Here is an 18,576-nt window from a genome sequence, read left to right as displayed (position 1 = left end):
ACAAAAGTGCTCGCCAGTATCTTTTACACCATGTGTTTAATCAACAATTGCGCCACCTGTACGGCGTTCAAAGCAGCGCCCTTGCGCGCATTGTCAGTGGTCAACCAAAGGTTGAGCTGCTGTTTTTCGTCAATTCCATGGCGTACACGACCAACATAGACCACGTCTTGGCCGACTGCGTCACCGACCGGGGTCGGATAATCGTCGTTTGCCACCAGCTCGATGCTTTCGGCCTGTTCCAGTGCCTGGTTGACCTGGCCCAGATCGACCGGGCGACGGCTCTGCACCGCCACACTGAAGCTATCGCCGAAAAACACCGGGACTTGAATGCAGCTCACGGAAATCTTCAGTTCCGGCAGGCCCAGCAGCACGCGAAGTTCACCCACCAGGCGGCGCTCTACGGCAGTATGCCCCTGCTCGTCGACGCCCCCGACCTGGGCCAGCACGTTGAAGGCCATCTGGCGATCGAAGAAGCGCGGCTCCAGTGGCCGGGCATTGAGCAGCTCGGCGGTTTGCCGGGCCAGTTCGCTGACCGCTTCACGGCCTTGCGCCGACACCGCCAGGGCAGCCATGACCTGCACCCGCTCGATATCCAGTTGGCCCTTGAGCGGTGCCAGGGCAACCGCCAGGGCCACGGCGGCGCAGCTGGGGCTGGTGATGCGCGCAGGCAGGCTGAGGCTGGCGACACTGTCACCATTGGCCTCCGGCACCACGGCGAGGGCATTGTCCAGGCCGCCGGAAAGGTCGATGACCGTGCAGCCGGCCTGCTCGGCCTTGCTGGCAAAACTGCGGCTGACGGCCGGACTGGTGGCAAAGAAGGCCAGCCTGACCTGGGCGAAGTCGAAACTGTCGACCTCACGCACCTTGAGCTTCCTGCCGGCGAACATCATGCTGCTGCCCGCCGATTCCATGCTGGCCAGCAGGTGCAGGGTGCCAACCGGGAAGGCCAGCTCTTCGAGGATCTGCACGAGGGTTTCACCGACGCTGCCGGTGGCGCCGACGACGGCGATATCCAGGGGAGTGGTCATGCTAGGGATCCTTTTGCTGAAACGGCGGGGGCGGCACTTTACTTGGATTGTAGGCTTTTGTCTGTGCTGGCCTCTTCGCGGGTGAACCCGCTCCCACAGGTACAGCGCTATCTTGAGGGTCTGTGTTTTTCCTGTGTGGGTTCACCCGCGAAGAGGCCAGTGCAGGCATAAAAAAACCCGCGCTGTCACCAGCGCGGGTTTTCGGTGCAGCCCAAGCGATCAACGCTCCAGCAGGATCCGCAGCATGCGCCGCAGCGGTTCGGCGGCGCCCCACAGCAGCTGGTCACCCACGGTGAACGCGCCCAGGTACTGCGACCCCATGTTCAGCTTGCGCAGGCGGCCAACCGGGATGTTCAGGGTACCGGTCACCTTGGTCGGGGTCAGCTCTTGCATGCTGATCTCGCGCTGGTTCGGCACCAGTTTCACCCACGGGTTGTGCTGGCTGATCATGCCTTCGATGTCGGCCAGAGGCACATCCTTGTTCAGCTTGATGGTCAGCGCCTGGCTGTGGCAGCGCATGGCGCCGATGCGCACGCAGATGCCATCGACCGGGATAGGGCTCTTGAAGCGGCCGAGGATCTTGTTGGTCTCGGCCTGGGCCTTCCACTCTTCGCGGCTCTGGCCGTTGGGCAGCTCCTTGTCGATCCACGGGATCAGGCTACCGGCCAGCGGCACGCCGAAGTTCTCGGTCGGGAACCCATCGCCACGCATGGTTTCAGCCACCTTGCGGTCGATGTCGAGGATGGCGCTGGCCGGGTTGGCCAGGTCATCGGCAACGGCTGCATGGGTAGCCCCCATCTGCTTGATCAGCTCGCGCATGTTCTGAGCACCAGCACCGGAAGCCGCCTGGTAGGTCATGGCGCTCATCCACTCGACCAGGCCAGCTTCGAACAGGCCGCCCAGGCCCATCAGCATCAGGCTGACCGTGCAGTTGCCGCCGATGTAGTTCCTGGTACCGGCATCGAGCTGCTGGTCGATGACCTTGCGGTTGACCGGGTCCAGCACGATCACCGCATCGTCCTGCATGCGCAGCGACGAAGCGGCATCGATCCAGTAACCCTGCCAGCCGGCTTCACGCAGCTTGGGGAACACCTCGTTGGTATAGTCGCCGCCCTGACAGGTCAGGATCACGTCGAGGGTCTTGAGTTCTTCAATCGAATAAGCGTCCTTGAGCGGAGCAATATCCTTGCCCACGTTCGGGCCCTGGCCACCTACGTTGGAGGTGGTGAAGAACACCGGCTCGATAAGGTCGAAATCCTGCTCCTCCAGCATCCGCTGCATGAGCACGGAACCGACCATACCGCGCCAACCGATCAGACCTACACGTTTCATCGCAACTACACCTTTGCTAAAAGTGGGCCGCCACCTCGAGTTTTTGGTGGCGGGCCAGAGAGATTACAGATTCCGCAGCGCTGCGACTACTGCGTCGCCCATTTCCTGCGTGCCTACTTTGTTGCAGCCGGCCGACCAGATGTCACCGGTGCGCAGGCCCTGGTCCAGCACGATGCTGACCGCCTTCTCTATCGCCTCGGCTGCCGCCTGCTGGTTGAAGCTGTAACGCAGCATCATCGACACCGACAGGATGGTCGCCAGCGGGTTGGCGATGCCCTGCCCGGCGATGTCCGGGGCCGAACCGTGGCAAGGCTCGTACATGCCCTTGTTTTCGGCGTCCAGGGAGGCTGAAGGCAGCATGCCGATGGAACCGGTCAGCATGGAAGCCTCATCCGACAGAATGTCACCGAACATGTTGTCGGTCACTACCACGTCGAACTGTTTCGGTGCGCGAACCAGCTGCATCGCAGCGTTATCGACGTACATGTGGCTCAGTTCGACGTCCGGATAGTCCTTGGCCACATCTTCGACCACTTCACGCCACAGCTGGCTGGAGGCCAGGACGTTGGCCTTGTCCACCGAGCACAGCTTCTTGCCACGCACGCGGGCCATGTCGAAGCCGACCCGGGCGATACGGCGCACTTCGCTTTCGCTGTAGGGCAGGGTGTCGTAGGCCTGGCGCTCGCCACCTTGCAGCTCGCGCTGACCCCGCGGGGCACCGAAGTAAATGCCGCCGGTCAGCTCGCGGACGATGAGGATATCCAGGCCCGAGACGATTTCCGGCTTCAGCGAAGATGCATCGGCCAGTTGCGGGTAGAGAATGGCCGGGCGCAGGTTGGCGAACAGGCCCAGTTGCGAACGGATTTTCAGCAAGCCGCGTTCCGGGCGGATGTCACGTTCGATCTTGTCCCATTTCGGGCCGCCTACGGCGCCCAGCAGCACGGCGTCGGCCTTGCGGGCACGCTCCAGGGTTTCATCGGCCAGCGGTACGCCGTGCTTGTCGATGGCGGCGCCGCCGATCACGTCGTGCTCGAGGCTGAAGCCGAGCTGGAACTTGTCGTTGGCCAACTCCAGCACCTTGACCGCCTCGGCCATGATTTCCGGGCCAATGCCATCACCTGGGAGAATCAGAATCTGCTTGCTCATGCTTTCCTCTATACATTCACGCGGTGCGGCCATGCGGGCCTCACCGAAAAGTTCTTATCGCTCGACCCACAACACCAGCACATCGGTGCTGAACGAGCCATCGGCCTCGATCTGGTAATACTGCCGTACTTCTGCGCCCATGGCTTGCTGCAATTGGAGAATGGCAACGCGCATCGGCTCGGGGGTGCGCATGCGCTCGACCCAGCTGCTGAATTCCAGGCGTAGTGGCTGGCGCGTGTGGCTGCGCACGTGCAGGCCGGCTTCGCTGACCTGGCGCTGCCATTCGGCGGCCGAGTAGTCGCGCACGTGACTGGTGTCGCGCAGCACTTCCACGGCCTGCAGGTAGGTGTCGAGCAACGGGCTGCCCGGCGACATCACGTCGATGAACGCTGCCACGCCGCCCGGCTTGAGCACCCGGCGCACTTCGCGCAGGGCCACGCCCAGGTCGCTCCAGTGATGCGCCGAATAGCGGCTGAAGACGAAGTCGAACGACGCGTCGGCGAACGGCAAGCGTTCGGCCGCACCGCATTCGGTGGTGATATTGCCCAGGCCGCGCTCGCTGGCGGCGCTGGCAACCACGTCGAGCATCGATTGCGAGAGGTCGTAGGCGACCACCTCAGCGACCAGGGGCGCGACGTGGAAACTGACATGACCGGCACCGCAGCCCAGGTCCAGCACGCGGGCATCGCCCTGCCCTGCCAGCGCGGCCTGCAACAGGGCGAACTCGCTGCCCTGGGCGTGCACGGCGCTGCTGAGGTAGGCGCTGGCCTGTTCGCCGAACTGGCGTTGGACCACATCGGTGTGGGTGGTGCTGATCATGATTCAATCCTTTAGAAATTTGTTGCCAGGACCGGCCTCTTCGCGGGCATGCCCGCGAAAGGGCCGACACTGTCACCTACAAATGTCAGGCATCACGGAACAGCCAAGGCTGGCCGGCGCGGTGCTTGCCTTCGAATGCCTTGATCGCGTCGCTGTCCTGCAGGGTCAGGCCGATGTCGTCCAGGCCATTGAGCAGGCAATGCTTGCGGAACGCGTCGATTTCGAAGTGCAGCACCTTGCCATCCGGGCGGGTCACCGCCTGCGCCTGCAGGTCGATGGTCAACTGGTAGCCCGGGTTGGCTTCGACCTGCTTGAACAGCTCGTCGACTTCCTCGTCGCTGAGGATGATCGGCAGCAAGCCGTTCTTGAAGCTGTTGTTGAAGAAGATGTCGGCGAAGCTCGGTGCGATCACGCTGCGGAAGCCGTATTCATCCAGTGCCCAGGGCGCGTGCTCACGGCTCGAACCGCAACCGAAGTTCTCCCGTGCCAGCAGTACGCTGGCCCCCTGGTAACGCGCGTGGTTGAGCACGAATTCCTGGTTCAGCGGGCGCTTGCTGTTGTCCTGGTACGGCTGACCGACATCCAGGTAACGCCATTCGTCGAACAGGTTGGGGCCGAAACCGGTGCGCTTGATCGACTTGAGGAACTGCTTGGGGATGATCTGGTCGGTGTCGACGTTGGCACGATCCAACGGCGCGACGAGACCGGTGTGCTGGGTAAAGGCTTTCATGCTGCGCTCCCTTGGATCAACTCGCGGACATCGATGAAGTGGCCAGTCACCGCGGCGGCGGCGGCCATGGCCGGGCTGACCAGGTGAGTACGGCCACCGGCGCCCTGACGGCCTTCGAAGTTGCGGTTGGACGTGGACGCACAGTGCTCGCCGCTTTCCAGGCGATCCGGGTTCATTGCCAGGCACATCGAGCAGCCGGGTTCACGCCATTCGAAGCCGGCTTCGAGGAAGATCTTGTCCAGGCCTTCACGTTCGGCCTGGGCCTTGACCAGGCCCGAACCTGGCACCACCAGCGCCTGCTTGACCGTCGCGGCAACCTTGCGGCCCTTGGCGATCGCGGCGGCGGCGCGCAGGTCTTCGATGCGCGAGTTGGTGCACGAACCGATGAATACGCGGTCGAGCTTGATGTCGGTAATCGCCTGGTTGGCGGCGAGGCCCATGTACTTGAGGGCGCGCTCGATCGAACCGCGCTTGATCAGGTCTGGCTCGGCAGCCGGGTCCGGCACGCGCTGGTCGACGGCCAAGACCATTTCCGGCGAAGTGCCCCAGCTGACTTGCGGCTTGATCTGCGCAGCGTCGAGTTCGACCACGGTGTCGAACACGGCATCGTCGTCGGACACCAGGTCTTTCCACGCCTCGACGGCACGCTTCCAATCTTCTCCCTTGGGCGCATACGGGCGGCCTTCGACGTAGGCGATGGTGGTTGCGTCGGTCGCTACCAGGCCCACACGGGCACCGGCTTCGATGGACATGTTGCAGATGGTCATGCGGCCTTCCATGGACAATTCACGGATGGCGCTGCCAGCGAACTCCATGGCGTGGCCATTACCACCGGCCGTGCCGATCTTGCCGATCACGGCAAGGACGATGTCCTTGGCGGTGACGCCGGCTGGCAACTGGCCTTCAACCCGTACCAGCATGTTCTTCATCTTCTTGGCAACCAGGCACTGGGTGGCGAGCACATGCTCGACCTCGGAGGTACCGATGCCGTGGGCCAAGGCGCCGAAAGCGCCGTGGGTGGAGGTGTGCGAGTCACCGCAGACCACGGTCATGCCCGGCAAGGTGGCGCCCTGCTCCGGGCTGATGACGTGGACGATGCCCTGGCGTTCGTCGTTCATCTTGAATTCGACGATGCCATATTCGTCACAGTTTTCATCGAGGGTCTGCACCTGCAGGCGCGACACCTGGTCGACGATGGCTTCGATGCCGCCCTTGCGCTCTGGCGTGGTCGGCACGTTGTGGTCCGGGGTGGCGATGTTGGCATCGATGCGCCACGGCTTGCGATTGGCCAGGCGCAGGCCTTCGAAGGCCTGGGGCGACGTCACTTCGTGAATGATATGGCGGTCGATGTAGATCAAGGACGAGCCGTCATCACGGCGCTTGACCTCATGGGCTTCCCAGAGTTTGTCGTAGAGCGTTTTGCCAGCCATCAGACTGTTCCTCATCAGCGTCTTTCTATGCCAAAGACCCCTTGGCTTGTACGGACGATGCTATGGGGTTAGATTGAATAACTCAAATTCATAATTTTTATGCTTTGGATAACCAAAAGGAATCCGAAATCGTGGACCTGGCCAACCTCAGCGCGTTCATTGCCATTGCCGAGACCGGCAGCTTCTCGGGTGCCGGCGAGCGCCTGTTTCTGACCCAGCCAGCGATCAGCAAACGCATCGCTGGCCTGGAACAGCAACTGGACGTGCGCCTGTTCGACCGCCTGGGGCGCGAAGTGACCCTGACCGAAGCCGGCCGCGCCCTGCTGCCCCGCGCCTACCAGATCCTCAACGTTCTCGATGATACCCGCCGGGCGCTGACCAACCTCAACGGCGAGGTGAGCGGTCGCCTGACCCTGGCAACCAGCCACCATATCGGCCTGCATCGCCTACCGCCGCTGCTGCGGGCATTTACCCGTCAGTACCCCGCCGTAGCGCTGGATATTCAGTTCATGGATTCGGAACAGGCCTACGATGAAATCCTCCACGGCCGCGCCGAAATCGCCGTCATCACCCTCGCCCCCGAGCCTCACCACCTGGTCGAGGCCGTTCCGGTCTGGGACGACGCCCTGGACTTCGTGGCGGCGCCCGAGCATCCACTGGCCAGCAACCAGGCGGTCAGCCTGGCCGATGTCGCCCGCCACCCGGCGGTATTCCCCGGCGGCAATACTTTCACCCACCACATCGTCCAGCGCCTGTTCGAAAGCCAGGGCCTGACGCCGAACATCGCCATGAGCACCAACTACCTGGAGACCATCAAGATGATGGTGTCGATCGGCCTGGCGTGGAGCGTGCTGCCCCGGACTATGCTGGATGATCAGGTTGCACCTATCGCCTTGCCCGGCATACAGCTGTCGCGCCAGCTAGGCTACATTCTGCACACGGAGCGAACGCTATCGAACGCTGCCAGGGCCTTCATGGCCCTGCTCGACAGCCACGCAGGGTCCGCCTGACCGGCCGTCAGCTCGGCATTTCCAACTTCATGGACGCGTCACACGCCAAAGGTCTGGTACCAATGCCCAAATCAGCAAAACGTTTTCCGCGCCTGCCGCGCATCCCAGCGGCCGACCCGCAGGAATCGGAACAGGCCTGGCAGAATGCCCCGCAGCTGCTGGCCGCCCTCAACGGCGCACGCCTGGGCGCCTGGCTGTGGGATATCGACACCGGCAGGATCAGCTGGTCAAGGTGCACCCAGGCGCTGTTCGGCTTCGACCCGCAACGCCCGCTGCCCAACGACATCGATTACCTCGACCTGCTGCCGGAAGAAGACCGTGCGCGTACCCGGCAACTGTTCCACGCGGTGGTCAATGGCGAGCCGGTGGAACAAGCCATGCGCCATCGCATCCGGTGGCCGGATGGCACCCTGCACTGGCTGGAAATCAACGGCAGCCTGACCCATGACCCTCACGGCCGGCGCCAGATGATCGGGGTGATCCGCGAAATCACCCGTCAGCGCGAACGGGAAACCGCGCTGATCAACTCGGAAAAGCGCTTCGCCACGCTGTTCCACCTGAGCCCCAACGCCATTTTACTGAGCCGCCGCCAGGACGGCATGATCATCGAGGTCAACCAGCACTTCGAAGACATGTTCGGCTGGCCCGGCGGCCAGGTGATCGGCAAGACCAGTATCGAGCTGGGCCTGTGGGTGAACCCCGAACAACGTCACCAGGTCATCGAGGCCACCCGCGGCAACCACGGCCCGGCGATCATGGAAGTGCAGTTCCGCGCCAGCACCGGCAAGCTCCACGACGGCATCCTGTGCACCCAGAGCATCGAGATGGAGGGCGTGACCTACCTGATCAGCACCTTTGTCGACACCACCGAGCGCAAACGCGCCGAACAGGCCCTCAAGGACAGCCAGGAACGCCTGGACCTGGCGCTGGACTCGGCGCAACTGGGTACCTGGGACTGGCACATCCCCAGCGGCATGCTCTACGGCTCGGCCCGCGCCGCACAATTGCACGGGCTGGACCCGGTGCCGTTCCACGAGTCGTTCGATTCGTTCTTCGAAGGCGTGCCGGAACACGAACGCTCCAGCATGCGCCAGGCCTACCGCAGCCTGCGCGAAGGCCCGGCTGGCAACTACCAGATCACCTACCGCGTGCAGCTGGAAAACGGCACTTCGCGCTATATCGAAAGCCGTGCTCGGCTGTATCGCGATGAGCAGGGCAACCCGTTGCGCATGGCTGGTACCTTGCTGGATATCACCGAGCAGGTGGAGCGCGAACAGCGCCTGAGCGCCTCGGAAGAAAAATTCGCCAGCCTGTTCCAGGTCAGCCCCGACCCGATCTGCGTGACCCGCCAGGACACCGGCCAGTTCATCGAGATCAACCCGGCCTTCACCCAGACCTTCGGCTGGAGCGCCGAACAGGTGATCGGCCGCACCGCCGAAGAGATCGGCCTGTGGGCCGAGTCGATCGAACGCGCCCAGCGCATCGAGCGGGTGATCCGCGAGCAGGCACTGAGCAACGTGGCGGTGGTGGTCAACCACCGCAATGGCGCGCCACTGACCTGCGTCATTGCCAGCCGCCTGATAAGCGTCGATGACCAGCCGTGCAGCGTCACCACGCTGCGCGACATCACCCAGCAGCAACGCGCCGAAGCGGCGCTCAAAGCCAGCGAAGAGAAGTTCGCCAAGGCCTTCCACTCCAGCCCGGACGCCATCACCATCACCGAACGCCGCAGCGGCCGCTACCTGGAGGTCAACGACGGCTTCTGCCGGCTGACGGGCTACAGCGCTGACGAAGTGATCGGCCGCAGCGTCTACGAAATCGGCATCTGGGCCGACGACAAGCAGCGCAGCGCACTGCTCAGCGAGCTCAAGGAGCGTGGCCGGGTGCACCACCGGGAGATGCTCGGGCGCAACAAGCGCGGCGACATCCTCACCGTGGAGGTGTCGGTGGAGCCGATCAGCCTCAACGAGGCGGACTGCCTGCTGCTGACCGCCCGCGATGTCAGCCAGCTGAAGAACGCCCAGGCGCAGATTCGCCACCTCGCCTACCACGACCCGCTGACCAACCTGCCCAACCGCGCCTTGCTGATGGACCGCCTGAGCCAGCAGATCGCCCTGCTGCGCCGCCACAACCTGCGCGGCGCGCTGCTGTTCCTTGACCTCGACCACTTCAAGCACATCAACGACTCGCTCGGGCACCCGGTGGGCGACACAGTGCTGAAGATTATTACCGCCCGCCTGGAAGCCAGTGTGCGCCTGGAAGACACCGTGGCGCGCCTGGGCGGCGATGAGTTCGTGGTGCTGCTCAGCGGCCTGGAAGGCAGCCGCGAGGCCGTGGAAGGCAAGGTTCGCGAACTGGCCGACACCCTGCGCGAACTGCTGGCCGAACCGATGTCGCTGGATGGCCAGCGCCTGCAGGTTACGCCGAGTATCGGCGTGGCATTGATCCCCGACCACGGCACCACGCCGGCTGACTTGCTCAAGCGCGCCGATATCGCCCTGTACCGGGCCAAGGACTCCGGGCGCAATACCACCGAACTGTTCCATACCACCATGCAGAAGGCCGCCAGCGAGCGCCTGCGCATGGAAAGCGACCTGCGCCTGGCCCTGGCGCGGGGCGAACTGGCCTTGCATTTCCAGCCCCAGGTCGATGCCCGCGACAATCGCATCGTCGGTGCCGAAGTGCTGCTGCGCTGGCATCATCCGCAACTGGGCCAGCAACCGCCGGCGCAGTTCATCCAGGTGCTGGAAGAAAGCGGCCTGATACTGGAAGTTGGCAGCTGGATTCTCGACGAAGCCTGCGATGCCTGCGCGCACATGCTCGAGGACGGCCTGATCGACGCCAGTGATTTCAGCCTGTGCGTGAACATCAGCCCGCGGCAGTTCCGCCAGAACGATTTCGTCGAGCGGGTACTGCGCAGCCTGGATGACTACCGCCTGCCACGGCAGATGCTGAAGCTGGAGATCACCGAGGGCATCGTCATCCAGAACCTGGAAGACACCATCAGCAAGATGCGTGAACTCAAGCGCTATGGCGTGAGCTTTGCCATGGACGACTTTGGCACCGGCTATTCCTCGCTCACCTACCTCAAGCGCCTGCCGGTGGATGCCTTGAAAATCGACCAGACGTTTGTCCGCGACGCACCCGATGACCCCAACGATGCCGAGATTGTCCGCGCCATCGTGGCCATGGCCCGCAGCCTGGACCTGGCGGTGATTGCCGAAGGGGTGGAACTGACCGAACAACTGGCGTTTCTCGAACGCCTGGGCTGCTACCTGTACCAGGGCTACCTGCACAGCCGGCCGTTGCCGCTGCCGGAGTTCAGGCAGATGTTGCTGGAAGCACCGGCAGATTACTGAAACGAAAAAAGGGCACCCGAAGGTGCCCTTTTTTCATCCTGAACTCAGTTCAGTGCTGGCTGGTCGCCATTGATCGGGATGCGCTTGGCCTTGGCTTCTTCCGGCACGATGCGCAGCAGGTCGATGCTGAGCAGGCCGTTGGCCAGGCCAGCCGACTTGACCTCGATATGGTCGGCCAGGCGGAACGACAGCTTGAAGGCACGCTGGGCAATGCCCTGGTGCAGGTAGGTCACTTCAGCGGTGCCGTTCTCGCGCTTGCCACCGATTACGGTCAGGACACCCTTTTCGACTTGCAGGTCGAGGTCCTGCTCCTGGAAGCCGGCTGCGGCCACCACGATGCGATAGTGGTCATCGCCATGTTTTTCCACGTTGTAGGGAGGGTAGCTGCTACCCGCCTCATTGCGCGCCGCAGACTCGAACAGGTCGTTGAAACGGTCGAAGCCAACGGAATGGCGGAACAGTGGAGCGAGAGAGAAAGCGGTAGTCATGGTCATAAACTCCTGAGGTTCAGCAAGTAAAGTCACTGCGCGACCCGACTTCGGCATCGCGTACTCAAGAGATATGGCCAGCGGGAAAGCTTTCAAGGGGATCGCTGAAAAAATATGGAATCAGTGTCAGGTTTTTCGCGGGCATGCCCGCTCCCACAGGTACAGCACCGGCCTCAAATCCCGTGCTATCCGTGTGGGAGCGGGCGCGCCCGCGAATAGGCCGGATCAGGCAACACAAGCCTCGAAGGATGTCGCTTCAACCCCAAGCAACCGGCTGATGCGGGCGCAATCATCCTCACGCCGCAACTCGGCAAACAGCACCACCGCCTCGGGATAACTGCGGGTCAGCATCGCCAGCCACTGCTTCATCCGCCCCGGCGCATAGCGCGGCGACAGCTTGGCCTGGGCCTGTCGCCAGAACTCGCGCAACAACGGCAGCAGCTGCACCCAGCTCATCGGCTGGTATTGCTGCCCATCGCGCGCCGCGGCGATCTGCAGGGCCAGGTCCGGGCACGACACCAGCCCGCGCCCCAGCATGATGTCTTCAGCACCACTGACCTCGCGGCAACGCCGCCAGTCGTCAACGCTCCAGATTTCACCATTGGCAAACACCGGCACACGCACGACATCCTGCACCCGCGCCACCCACTCCCAGTGGGCGGGTGGCTTGTAGCCTTCGACCTTGGTTCGCGCATGCACCACCAGGTGCGCCGAGCCGCCGTCGGCCAACGCCGTGGCACACTCCAGCGCCCCATCCGGGCTATCGAAACCCAGGCGCATCTTGGCAGTGACCGGGATATGCGCGGGCACCGCACGGCGCACTTCGCGAACGATGGCATGCAACAACTCCGGCTCCTTGAGCAGCACCGCGCCGCCACGCGACTTGTTCACGGTCTTGGCCGGGCAGCCGAAATTCAGGTCGATGACCGGCGCCCCCAGCTCGCAGGCCAGCGCGGCGTTTTCTGCCAGGCACACCGGGTCCGAGCCCAGCAACTGCACACGCATCGGCACGCCAGCGGCCGTGCGCGCGCCCTGGCGCAGCTCTGGGGCGAGCTTGTCGAACGAGGAGGCCGGCAGCAGGCGGTCACACACGCGGATGAACTCGGTGACGCACCAATCGATGCCGCCCACTCGGGTCAGGACGTCGCGCAGGATGTTGTCGACCAGCCCCTCCATGGGGGCCAGGGCAATTTGCATGTCGGGGTCTCGGCGGAAAAAGGCGGCAGTCTAGCAAAAAAAGCCGTGGTTTCAGTTGCCGATCAGCGCCGGCCCGTAACCCTCGAGAAACTCCGCCGGCATGCGTTTGGGCTTGCCGCTGGACAGCTCGATGCAGGCAAAGGTGGTCTGGGCACGCAGCAAGGTCACGCCATCACGTGGACGCTTGAGCTGGAAGCGCCGGGTCATGCGCAGGCGCTGGTCCCAGTCGACGATCCAGGTGGCCAGTTGCAGCTCATCGTCCTCGTAGCCCGCAGCAAGGTAGTCGATTTCGTGGCGCACCACCGCCATGGCCCGGTCCAGGCGCCGGTATTCGGCCAGGTCCAGCCCCAGGCGCTGGGAGTGGCGCCAGGCGCAACGCTCCAGCCAGGTGACGTAGACCGCGTTGTTGGCGTGACCGAGGCCATCGATGTCCTCGCATCCGACGCGCAGGTCGATGATGAATGGTGCTGCCAGGTCCCAGCTCATGCCTGCTTCCTTGAAGGAAAACTGGATTTAGCATGGCCAAGCGGGCAAATGTCCAGCCTTTGTGGTGGATTGCCCGGCTTCTTCGCGGGCAAGCCCGCTTCCACAGTCAGGCACTCTGCCGCGAAGGCTCACGGGCCAGCAGCTCCAGTACCGCCTCGCTCAGACGCGGGTCAGCCAGCAGGCGCTGATGCCCACCCTCCTCCAGCAGCATCAGCCGGCTGTCGAACCAGGCCTTGTGGATGACTTGCGCCTCACCCGCGGGCACCAGCGCGTCATCCGCAGCATGCACCACCAGCCCCGGCAGCTCCAGCTGGTAGCCACTGACATCGAGGCGAGCGATCTGCATGCCGACATCGCGCTCGACCTGGCGGATGAACGCCGCCCTGGCCCGCGCCGGCAACCCCAGACGCTGGGCAAAGCCACGCAACACACCCAGCAGCTGCGCCGGGGCCGCAATGCTCACTGCGGCCTCGGCGCGCAGCCCCATCTGCAGCGCCAGCAACACGCTGGCACCGCCCATGGAGTGACCGATCACGGCACGTAGCGGCGGCAACTCGGCAGCCGCTTCCAGCAGTGCCCGGGCAAACAGCACCACATGCGCCTGCTGGCCGGGCGAGCGACCGTGGGCCGGGCCCTCCAGCGAGACCACGGTGTGCCCGGCCCGCACCAGCGTTTCGATCAGCGCCGCGAATTGGGTCGGGCGCCCTTCCCAGCCGTGCATCAGCAGCACCGTCGGCCCTTTGCCCCAACGCAAGGCCGACAAGCCGAAGCGCAAGGTGATGCGCTCGGCACTGGCCAGCAGCGGCAGCTCCCATTGCCGGGGCGGCAGGTTGCGCGGGGTCATGAAGGCACGGCGCATCTTGCCGGCGACGTGCTCGGGGGCCAGTCGACCCAAGGTGCCATTTACGCCACGAATCCAGCTCAGGGTAGTCATCGCCTTGCTCCAGGACCAGGGGTATCAGAGAACTGCCGACTTGGCGGCACGCAGAATGCGATCGGACAACTCGCCCGGGCCCAAGGCCCGCGCCAGGGCCAGGCCACCGATCATCAGGGCCAGGTCAGCCAAGGCTTTGTCGGCGTCTTCCGGGCGGTCGACCATCGCCGCCGTCATCAGCTCGATGTGCTCGGCCAGCACTTCACGGAAGGCTGCAGGCAGGCGCTGCATCTCGCCGAGCGAGTTCGGCAGCGGGCAGGCATGCACCTCGGCGTCACGGTGCTTGCGCGACAGATAGAAGGCGCTCGCCAGCGCACGGCGCCCTTGCCCATCGAGGTTCGGGTCCATCTGGGCGAGCAAGGCACGCCGTTCGCCCAGCAACTGGCGAAAGGCTTCGAGCATGAGTTCGTCCTTGCTCTCGAAGTGCGCATAGAAACCACCCACGGTCAGGCCCGCCGCGCCCATTACCTGGCTGACGCTCGGCTCGGCCGGGCCATGCTGGATCAACGCGCTGCGGGCGGCTTCGAGAATGCGTTCGCGGGTCTTGCTCTTCTTGTCGCTCATTGGCCGGCTGCCGATCAAAATATGATGATCGAAATATTATTCCCATCATATTTTTTCGCAAGCAGAATTTGCCACCGCTTGTCGGCAGCAGCTTTTTTTCGGCGGGAGAAAAACAAAAGGCCCATTCAATAATCGAATGAGCCTTAAAAGTCCCGCAAAACGCGGGTAAAAAATGGCGTCCCCTAGGGGACTCGAACCCCTGTTACCGCCGTGAAAGGGCGGTGTCCTAGGCCACTAGACGAAGGGGACGTAACCTTCGCGAAGATTCGACGCATCGAACCCTGGCAGAATTGGTGGAGCTAAGCGGGATCGAACCGCTGACCTCCTGCATGCCATGCAGGCGCTCTCCCAGCTGAGCTATAGCCCCGAAACAAAAGACTCATTCAATATGCGAACGAGCCTTTTTAAGTCCCGCAAAACGCGGGTAAAAGTGGCGTCCCCTAGGGGACTCGAACCCCTGTTACCGCCGTGAAAGGGCGGTGTCCTAGGCCACTAGACGAAGGGGACGTAACCTTCGCGAAGATTCGACGCATCGAACCCTGGCAGAATTGGTGGAGCTAAGCGGGATCGAACCGCTGACCTCCTGCATGCCATGCAGGCGCTCTCCCAGCTGAGCTATAGCCCCGGATTTCTAGCCTCTCGGCCCAGCGACATCCTGAAACATCGCTTGTGCAAAACTGGCGTCCCCTAGGGGACTCGAACCCCTGTTACCGCCGTGAAAGGGCGGTGTCCTAGGCCACTAGACGAAGGGGACGAACCTTCTTACCTTCAAGACCTGGTTGCTGGACCCGATCTTGCTCGACAGCCATGGCTGCCAAGCGGAATTTGGTGGAGCTAAGCGGGATCGAACCGCTGACCTCCTGCATGCCATGCAGGCGCTCTCCCAGCTGAGCTATAGCCCCACAATGTCGCTCTGAACAGAAGCGCTGGCTGGGTGCCTGGCGTTTCGTTTTTGTTCATCGCTGTGGACGGGGCGCATATTAAGATCGGATCGCAGGGCTGTCAAACTAAATTTTGAAAATATTCAAATTTTTTTTCACAGATAACAATCACTTACCGCCCTGCCCGCCCAAACCTGGACATCAAGGGCCCTGGGATCAACTTGTGGGAGCGGCCTTGTGTCGCGATAGGGCCGCAACGCGGCCCCGGCGATATTTGCCTTGAAGCTGAAATCGTGGGACCGCGTTGCGGTCCTTTCGCGACACAAGGCCGCTCCTACAGGCCGGTGAAAGGCTATCAGGCGATGTTGGCCAGCAGCTTTTCCCATTCCTTGTTTTCTTTCTTCGACACACCACCGAGCAGGTCCAGGGCCTGGCGCAGACGGTAGCGGGTCAGGTCGGGGCCAAGGATTTCCATGGCATCGAGCACCGACACCGAGCTGGCCTGGCCGGTAATGGCGGCGAACATCAGTGGCATGGCGTCACGCAGCTTCAGCTCAAGCGCTTCGACCACGGCCTGGATGCAGCCGGTGATGCGCTCTTTCTCCCACTGGCGCAGGCTTTCCAGTTTCCACAGGATCAGCTGCATCACCTGGCGCACCTGGTCGGCGGACAGCTTCTTGCTTTCGAACAGCTTGGCATCGAGCTTGAGCGCGCCCTCGAAGAAGAAACCACCCAGCGGGGCGATCTGGCTGAATGTCTCGACCCGGCCCTGCACATGCGGGGCGATTTTCATCATGTAGTCGCTGTTGAATGCCCACTTCTGCACACGTGCGGCGAATTCTTCTACCGGCAGCTCGCGCAGCCACTGGCCATTGAGCCAAGACAGCTTCTCGATGTCGAAGATCGGGCCACCCAGGGAGATACGCGACAGGTCGAAGTGCTCGACCATCTCGGCCAGGGAGAACTTCTCGCGCTCGTCCGGCATCGACCAGCCCATGCGGCCCAGGTAGTTGAGCATGGCCTCGGGCATGAAGCCCATGCGCTCGTAGAAGGTCACCGACGTCGGGTTCTTGCGCTTGGACAGCTTGGACTTGTCCGGGTTACGCAGCAGCGGCATGTAGCACAGCTTTGGCTGTTCCCAACCAAAGTACTCGTACAACTTGATCAGCTTCGGTGCCGACGGCAGCCACTCTTCGCCACGCAGGACGTGGGTGATACCCATCAGGTGGTCGTCGACCACGTTGGCCAGGAAGTAGGTCGGCAGGCCGTCGTTCTTCATCAGCACCTGCATGTCCATGCGGTCCCATGGGATTTCGACGTCGCCACGGAGCATGTCCGGCACCACGCAGATGCCTTCGCTCGGCACCTTCATGCGGATCACGTGCGGCTCGCCTGCGGCCAGGCGGCGCTGGACTTCTTCTTCGCTCAGCAGCAGGGCACGGCCGTCGTAGCGCGGGGTTTCACCACGGGCCATCTGCTCGGCGCGCATCTGCTCCAGCTCTTCGGCGGTGCAGAAGCAGTAGAAGGCGTGGCCGGCGTCGACCAGCTCCTTGGCGTACCTGGCGTAGATCTCGCCACGCTCGCTCTGCCGGTACGGACCGTGCGGGCCACCGACATCCGGGCCTTCGTTCCATTCGATGCCGAGCCAGCGCAGGGCGTCGAAGATCTGCTGCTCAGACTCGCGCGTGGAGCGCAGCTGGTCGGTGTCTTCGATGCGCAGGATGAACTCACCGCCGTGCTGCTTGGCAAAGCAGTAGTTGAACAGGGCGATGTAGGCGGTGCCGACATGGGGGTCGCCAGTGGGCGATGGCGCGATACGCGTGCGAACGGTGGTCATGAGAGTCTCGAACGAAAGATGAAACAAAGGCGGGATGTTAGCAGGGAGCAGGCACCGGGCTCCAGCAATGGCGCGAACGTCACTTGTCGGCTGGCCATGTGCCGCTGTTAAATTCATTTACATTTCTGGAACGATAGTCCCCATGCCTGCCCAACTCAAACGCCGCCTGGCGATCTTCTTCACCTTGGTGGCCCTCATCGCCCTCGCCTTCCTGGCCGAGTGGTATTTCAAGGGCCGCTTCTTCGAGAGCACCGACAATGCCTACGTGCAGGGTGAAATCACCCGTATCTCCAGCCAGCTCGGCGCACGTATCGACGAGGTCCGGGTCGACGACAATCAGCACGTGAACAAGGGCGACCTGCTGGTGCGCTTGGAGGCCGCCGACTTCGAGCTGGCCGTGGAACGTGCCCGCGCCGCCCTCGCCACCCGCGAGGCCGAATATGCCCAGGCCCAGAGTCGGCTGACCCAGCAAGGCAGCCAGATCGCCGCAGGGCAGGCGCAGGTCGCCGCCAACCAGGCCACGTTCGACCGCGCGCGCCTGGACCTGAGCCGCGCCGAAAAGCTGCGCAAGCCCGGCTTCGTCTCCGAAGAGCGGGTGACCACCCTGTCGGCAGAGAGCCATGTGGCCGGTTCCCAGGTCGACAAAGCGCGTGCCGACCTGCAAAGCCAGCGCCAGCAGGTCAACGCCTTGACCGCCGACCTCAAACGCCTCGACGCGCAGATCGCCAATGCCCGCGCCGACCTGGCCCAGGCGGAACTGAACCTGACCCGCTGTGAGATTCGCGCGCCACTCAGCGGCACCATCGGCCAGCGCAATGCCCGCAGTGGCCAGGTCGTACAGGCCGGCGCCTACCTGCTGTCGATCGTGCCCGATGAGAACATCTGGGTGCAGGCCAACTTCAAGGAGACCCAGATCGGCAAGATGCAACCCGGCCAGCGCGCCGAATTGCTGTTCGACAGCTACCCCGACACCCCGATCGAAGGCCGCGTCGATAGCCTGTTCGCCGCGTCCGGCGCGCAGTTCAGCCTGCTGCCGCCAGATAATGCCACCGGCAACTTCACCAAGGTGGTGCAGCGCATCCCGGTGAAGCTGACGTTCGCCGCCGACAACCCGCTGCATGGGCGCATTCGCCCCGGCATGTCGGTCACCGCCACCGTCGACCTGCGTCACGAAGACGAAGGCCACGATGGCCGGTGATCAACTGCTCCGCCCGACTGCGGAGCCGACCCGGCGCGACTGGATCGCGGTGATGAGCGTGATGCTGGGGGCCTTCATGGCCGTGCTGGACATCCAGATCACCAACTCCTCGCTCAAGGACATCCAGGGCGCGCTTT

Annotated in this window: 16 protein-coding genes and 6 tRNA genes; 4 read left to right on the top strand and 18 right to left on the bottom strand. The window is 63.3% G+C overall.

Annotated elements, in window-relative coordinates:
* Positions 1-23: 23 nt before the first annotated feature.
* From APH33_RS14155 to leuC, 6 genes are all read right to left on the bottom strand, one after another.
* Positions 24-1,028: an aspartate-semialdehyde dehydrogenase gene (locus APH33_RS14155; protein ID WP_054885746.1), complete on the bottom strand. Its 1,005-nt coding sequence runs from the start codon at positions 1,026-1,028 to the stop codon at positions 24-26.
* A gap of 219 nt (positions 1,029-1,247) precedes the next feature.
* The gene (gene asd, locus APH33_RS14150; RefSeq protein WP_054885745.1) at positions 1,248-2,360 is read right to left on the bottom strand and encodes an aspartate-semialdehyde dehydrogenase; all 1,113 of its coding nucleotides are present in this window, start codon (positions 2,358-2,360) and stop codon (positions 1,248-1,250) included.
* A 63-nt stretch (positions 2,361-2,423) separates the two neighbouring features.
* A complete protein-coding gene (gene leuB / locus APH33_RS14145) occupies positions 2,424-3,506 on the bottom strand; it encodes a 3-isopropylmalate dehydrogenase (RefSeq protein WP_054885744.1) in 1,083 nt (360 codons plus the stop codon).
* 54 nt (positions 3,507-3,560) lie between these two features.
* Positions 3,561-4,325, bottom strand: a complete 765-nt coding sequence (locus tag APH33_RS14140; protein WP_054885743.1) for a class I SAM-dependent methyltransferase — start codon at positions 4,323-4,325, stop codon at positions 3,561-3,563.
* 85 nt (positions 4,326-4,410) lie between these two features.
* On the bottom strand, positions 4,411-5,055 hold the full coding sequence (leuD, locus tag APH33_RS14135; protein ID WP_054885742.1) for a 3-isopropylmalate dehydratase small subunit: 645 nt from the start codon (positions 5,053-5,055) through the stop codon (positions 4,411-4,413).
* A complete protein-coding gene (leuC, locus tag APH33_RS14130; protein ID WP_054885741.1) occupies positions 5,052-6,485 on the bottom strand; it encodes a 3-isopropylmalate dehydratase large subunit in 1,434 nt (477 codons plus the stop codon). Before leuC ends, leuD begins: the two co-directional genes overlap by 4 nt.
* 131 nt (positions 6,486-6,616) lie before the next feature.
* Between leuC and APH33_RS14125 the strand changes: the two genes are divergently transcribed.
* On the top strand, positions 6,617-7,495 hold the full coding sequence (locus tag APH33_RS14125; RefSeq protein ID WP_054885740.1) for a LysR family transcriptional regulator: 879 nt from the start codon (positions 6,617-6,619) through the stop codon (positions 7,493-7,495).
* A 62-nt stretch (positions 7,496-7,557) separates the two neighbouring features.
* On the top strand, positions 7,558-10,854 hold the full coding sequence (locus APH33_RS14120) for a PAS domain S-box protein (RefSeq protein ID WP_054885739.1): 3,297 nt from the start codon (positions 7,558-7,560) through the stop codon (positions 10,852-10,854).
* Positions 10,855-10,898: 44 nt separating this feature from the next.
* Here APH33_RS14120 and APH33_RS14115 read toward each other — a convergent pair whose 3' ends face one another.
* The 12 genes from APH33_RS14115 to gltX form a co-directional block, all read right to left on the bottom strand.
* The gene (locus APH33_RS14115) at positions 10,899-11,342 is read right to left on the bottom strand and encodes an Hsp20 family protein (protein ID WP_054885738.1); all 444 of its coding nucleotides are present in this window, start codon (positions 11,340-11,342) and stop codon (positions 10,899-10,901) included.
* A gap of 225 nt (positions 11,343-11,567) precedes the next feature.
* Positions 11,568-12,539, bottom strand: coding sequence for a tRNA-dihydrouridine synthase (locus APH33_RS14110; protein WP_054885737.1), 972 nt, complete (start codon positions 12,537-12,539; stop codon positions 11,568-11,570).
* A 51-nt stretch (positions 12,540-12,590) separates the two neighbouring features.
* Complete coding sequence (locus APH33_RS14105; protein WP_054885736.1) at positions 12,591-13,025, bottom strand: thioesterase family protein; 435 nt, start codon at positions 13,023-13,025, stop codon at positions 12,591-12,593.
* A 106-nt stretch (positions 13,026-13,131) separates the two neighbouring features.
* Positions 13,132-13,959, bottom strand: a complete 828-nt coding sequence (locus tag APH33_RS14100) for an alpha/beta hydrolase (protein WP_054885735.1) — start codon at positions 13,957-13,959, stop codon at positions 13,132-13,134.
* A 24-nt stretch (positions 13,960-13,983) separates the two neighbouring features.
* Positions 13,984-14,523, bottom strand: coding sequence for a TetR/AcrR family transcriptional regulator (locus APH33_RS14095; protein WP_054885734.1), 540 nt, complete (start codon positions 14,521-14,523; stop codon positions 13,984-13,986).
* A 173-nt stretch (positions 14,524-14,696) separates the two neighbouring features.
* Positions 14,697-14,772, bottom strand: a tRNA-Glu gene (locus APH33_RS14090).
* 42 nt (positions 14,773-14,814) lie between these two features.
* Positions 14,815-14,890, bottom strand: a tRNA-Ala gene (locus APH33_RS14085).
* A gap of 64 nt (positions 14,891-14,954) precedes the next feature.
* Positions 14,955-15,030, bottom strand: a tRNA-Glu gene (locus APH33_RS14080).
* A 42-nt stretch (positions 15,031-15,072) separates the two neighbouring features.
* Positions 15,073-15,148 (bottom strand) — tRNA-Ala (locus APH33_RS14075).
* Positions 15,149-15,201: 53 nt separating this feature from the next.
* Positions 15,202-15,277, bottom strand: a tRNA-Glu gene (locus APH33_RS14070).
* A gap of 72 nt (positions 15,278-15,349) precedes the next feature.
* Positions 15,350-15,425: transfer RNA gene (locus tag APH33_RS14065), tRNA-Ala, on the bottom strand.
* Positions 15,426-15,759: 334 nt separating this feature from the next.
* Positions 15,760-17,241 carry a glutamate--tRNA ligase gene (gene gltX, locus APH33_RS14060; RefSeq protein ID WP_054885733.1) on the bottom strand — a complete coding sequence of 494 codons (1,482 nt, stop codon included), beginning with the start codon at positions 17,239-17,241 and terminating at the stop codon, positions 15,760-15,762.
* A 142-nt stretch (positions 17,242-17,383) separates the two neighbouring features.
* On the opposite strand from gltX, the gene APH33_RS14055 reads away from it, so the two are divergent.
* A complete protein-coding gene (locus tag APH33_RS14055) occupies positions 17,384-18,439 on the top strand; it encodes an HlyD family secretion protein (protein ID WP_054885732.1) in 1,056 nt (351 codons plus the stop codon).
* A partial coding sequence (locus tag APH33_RS27660) for a hypothetical protein (protein WP_177332394.1) occupies positions 18,429-18,576 on the top strand: 148 nt, incomplete at its 3' end. The genes APH33_RS14055 and APH33_RS27660, both read left to right, overlap by 11 nt.

The sequence above is a fragment of the Pseudomonas sp. NBRC 111130 genome (genome assembly GCF_001320485.1).
Lineage (GTDB): Bacteria > Pseudomonadota > Gammaproteobacteria > Pseudomonadales > Pseudomonadaceae > Aquipseudomonas > Aquipseudomonas vlassakiae.
Note: the sequence above shows the minus strand (reverse complement) of the source record. Positions and strands in the feature narration are given on the sequence as shown.

Excerpts from the sequence above, each read along its gene's own strand:
- APH33_RS14155 (WP_054885746.1), bottom strand. The coding sequence starts at position 1,028 with ATGACCACTCCCCTGGATATCGCCGTCGTCGGCGCCACCGGCAGCGTC.
- asd (WP_054885745.1), bottom strand. The coding sequence starts at position 2,360 with ATGAAACGTGTAGGTCTGATCGGTTGGCGCGGTATGGTCGGTTCCGTG.
- leuB (WP_054885744.1), bottom strand. The coding sequence starts at position 3,506 with ATGAGCAAGCAGATTCTGATTCTCCCAGGTGATGGCATTGGCCCGGAA.
- APH33_RS14140 (WP_054885743.1), bottom strand. The coding sequence starts at position 4,325 with ATGATCAGCACCACCCACACCGATGTGGTCCAACGCCAGTTCGGCGAA.
- leuD (WP_054885742.1), bottom strand. The coding sequence starts at position 5,055 with ATGAAAGCCTTTACCCAGCACACCGGTCTCGTCGCGCCGTTGGATCGT.
- leuC (WP_054885741.1), bottom strand. The coding sequence starts at position 6,485 with ATGGCTGGCAAAACGCTCTACGACAAACTCTGGGAAGCCCATGAGGTC.
- APH33_RS14120 (WP_054885739.1), top strand. The coding sequence starts at position 7,558 with ATGCCCAAATCAGCAAAACGTTTTCCGCGCCTGCCGCGCATCCCAGCG.
- APH33_RS14115 (WP_054885738.1), bottom strand. The coding sequence starts at position 11,342 with ATGACTACCGCTTTCTCTCTCGCTCCACTGTTCCGCCATTCCGTTGGC.
- APH33_RS14110 (WP_054885737.1), bottom strand. The coding sequence starts at position 12,539 with ATGCAAATTGCCCTGGCCCCCATGGAGGGGCTGGTCGACAACATCCTG.
- APH33_RS14105 (WP_054885736.1), bottom strand. The coding sequence starts at position 13,025 with ATGAGCTGGGACCTGGCAGCACCATTCATCATCGACCTGCGCGTCGGA.
- APH33_RS14100 (WP_054885735.1), bottom strand. The coding sequence starts at position 13,959 with ATGACTACCCTGAGCTGGATTCGTGGCGTAAATGGCACCTTGGGTCGA.
- APH33_RS14095 (WP_054885734.1), bottom strand. The coding sequence starts at position 14,523 with ATGAGCGACAAGAAGAGCAAGACCCGCGAACGCATTCTCGAAGCCGCC.
- gltX (WP_054885733.1), bottom strand. The coding sequence starts at position 17,241 with ATGACCACCGTTCGCACGCGTATCGCGCCATCGCCCACTGGCGACCCC.
- APH33_RS14055 (WP_054885732.1), top strand. The coding sequence starts at position 17,384 with ATGCCTGCCCAACTCAAACGCCGCCTGGCGATCTTCTTCACCTTGGTG.